Annotated in this window: 4 protein-coding genes; all 4 read left to right on the top strand. The window is 72.6% G+C overall.

Annotated elements, in window-relative coordinates; translation table 11 throughout:
• Positions 1-123: 123 nt before the first annotated feature.
• Positions 124-516 carry a dihydroneopterin aldolase gene (gene folB, locus G6031_RS15910; protein ID WP_179524474.1) on the top strand — a complete coding sequence of 131 codons (393 nt, stop codon included), beginning with the start codon at positions 124-126 and terminating at the stop codon, positions 514-516.
• A complete protein-coding gene (gene folK / locus G6031_RS15905) occupies positions 513-1037 on the top strand; it encodes a 2-amino-4-hydroxy-6-hydroxymethyldihydropteridine diphosphokinase (RefSeq protein ID WP_179524475.1) in 525 nt (174 codons plus the stop codon). Before folB ends, folK begins: the two co-directional genes overlap by 4 nt.
• Before the next feature lies 1 nt (position 1038).
• Positions 1039-1515: a DUF3180 domain-containing protein gene (locus G6031_RS15900; RefSeq protein WP_182639311.1), complete on the top strand. Its 477-nt coding sequence runs from the start codon at positions 1039-1041 to the stop codon at positions 1513-1515.
• A 91-nt stretch (positions 1516-1606) separates the two neighbouring features.
• Positions 1607-2080, top strand: a 474-nt coding sequence (locus G6031_RS15895) for a DUF6779 domain-containing protein (RefSeq protein WP_347238512.1), incomplete at its 3' end; no start/stop codon positions are given.

Below are 2080 nucleotides of genomic sequence, written 5' to 3'. Positions count from 1 at the left end.
GGCAGTCACCGCTCTCGCGGCGGCGGCGGGGGCGTGGGCCGTGCGAGTCCACGACGTCCCGCCGAGCGCCGACGCCGTTCGCGTGACGGCCGCCTGGGCGGCCGGAGGGGTGGAGGAAGGCTGATGGCGGACCGGATCGAACTGAGGGGCCTGCGGGTCCGCGGCAACCACGGTGTCTTCGAGCACGAGAGACGCGACGGCCAGGACTTCCTCGTGGACCTGGTCCTGTGGACCGACTTCACCGCGGCCGCGGCGTCCGATGACCTCGCCGACACGGTCGACTACGGTGCGCTGGCGCTCTTCGCCCGCGACGTGGTGTCCGGGGCCCCCCGCGACCTGATCGAGACGGTGGCCTCGCAGATCGCCGACGGGATCATGGACCTGGCCCCGCAGGCACACGCGGTCGAGGTGACGCTGCACAAGCCGCAGGCCCCCATCCCGGCCGAGTTCGCCGACGTCGCGGTGGTGGCCCGACGCTCGCGCGTCCACGTCGACGGCCCGGGTGTGGACCGGTGACCTGTCGGGCCGTGCTGTCGATCGGCGGAAACCAGGGGGATTCTCTCGACCTGCTCCGTGGGGTGGTGGCCGCCGCCGCCCGGGAGGGCATCCTTCGTCGCGTCTCCTCCGTCTACGCGACCCCACCGTGGGGCGGGGTGGAGCAGGACGACTTCCTCAACGCGGTCCTCGTCGTCGACCACCCCGGGTCCCCCCACGACGTGCTCGACTGGGGCTTCGCACGGGAGCGCGCCGCCGGCCGCACGCGCGAGGTCCGTTGGGGGCCGAGGTCCCTCGATGTGGACGTGGTGTCGGCGGAGGTCGACGGGACGCCGGTGCACTCCCGGGACGAGTCCCTGACCCTGCCCCACCCGCGCGCCGCCGAGCGCGCGTTCGTCCTGGTCCCGTGGTCGGAGGTCGAGCCCGGGGCCCGGCTCGACGGCCTCGCTCTCACCGACCACCTCGACGCCCTGGACCCCGCCGAGGTCGCCGCGGTCCGCCGGACGCACGACCGGCTGGCCCCCGAAGGGTGGAGCCGCTGACATGGCTCGCATCGCGGTGTCCACCCTCGTTCTGGTCGCACTCGTCGCCGGTGTGGCCGCCTACTTCCTGACCGGTTCGCTGCTCGGGTCGCTGCCGCCCCTCGGGTGGGGATGGGTCACGCTCCCGGTGGTGGCGGTGATCGACGTGCTGCTTGCGCTCCGGATCCGGTCCGCGATCTCCGACGGCGGGGTCGGTCAGGACCGCAGTCAGATGCACCCGTTGACGATCGCGCGGTGCGCAGCCCTCGGGCAGGCGTCGGCCGTGCTGGGGGCCGCGGCCGGAGGTCTGGGCGTCGGACTCGTCCTCTACTTCGCACCGAGGTTGGGTGAGCTGGCGGCGGCCAGCGCCGAGCTGCCGTCGTCCGTGGCGGTGCTGGTGTCCGGGGCGCTGCTCGTGGGGGCAGGTCTGTTCCTCGAGTCGTCGTGCGAGACCCCGCCCTCCGACGATGACGTGGGGGGACTGGCCCAGTCGACCTGAGCGGATCGAGCGGTCAGCAGACGGCGGGCATCTGGAGGAACACGCGCTGGTTACCCGTGTGACTAGTGGTTCTCTGCGTATCATGCGGGGCATGAGTTCCGACGGCGCGATCGACAAGCCCCGATCCGTCCGCCCCGTCCGCGGCGACGACCGCGGCCTGGCGGGGATCGCTCTCGGGGCGCTCCTGGTGCTGGCACTCATCGCGACCGTGGTGATGGTCTTCTCCGACAATCCGGTGTGGATGCGGATCGGCACCCTCTCGGCACTCTGGGCGGCGTTCATCGGGGCGTTCCTCGTGGCCCGTTACCGGCGGCAGGCGGCGGCCGAGGCGGCCCGGGTCCGCGACCTGCACACCGTGTACGAACTGCAGCTCGAACGCGAGATCTCCGCCCGCCGCGAGCACGAGCTCGTGGTGGAGAAGGACCTGCGCGACTCCGTGCGTGCGGAGACCACCGACTCCATCCACGCGCTCCGCCACGAGATCGCCGCGTTGCGGGAGCAGCTCGGGCAGATGGGCGTCACCCTGACCGACGAGCGTCTCGCCGTGGGTGGTGACACCACAGCA

The organism is Dietzia sp. CQ4 (assembly GCF_014145125.1).
GTDB classification, from domain to species: domain Bacteria; phylum Actinomycetota; class Actinomycetes; order Mycobacteriales; family Mycobacteriaceae; genus Dietzia; species Dietzia natronolimnaea.
The sequence above is the reverse complement of the archived record's forward strand: the minus strand, read 5'-3'. Positions and strand labels throughout refer to the sequence as shown.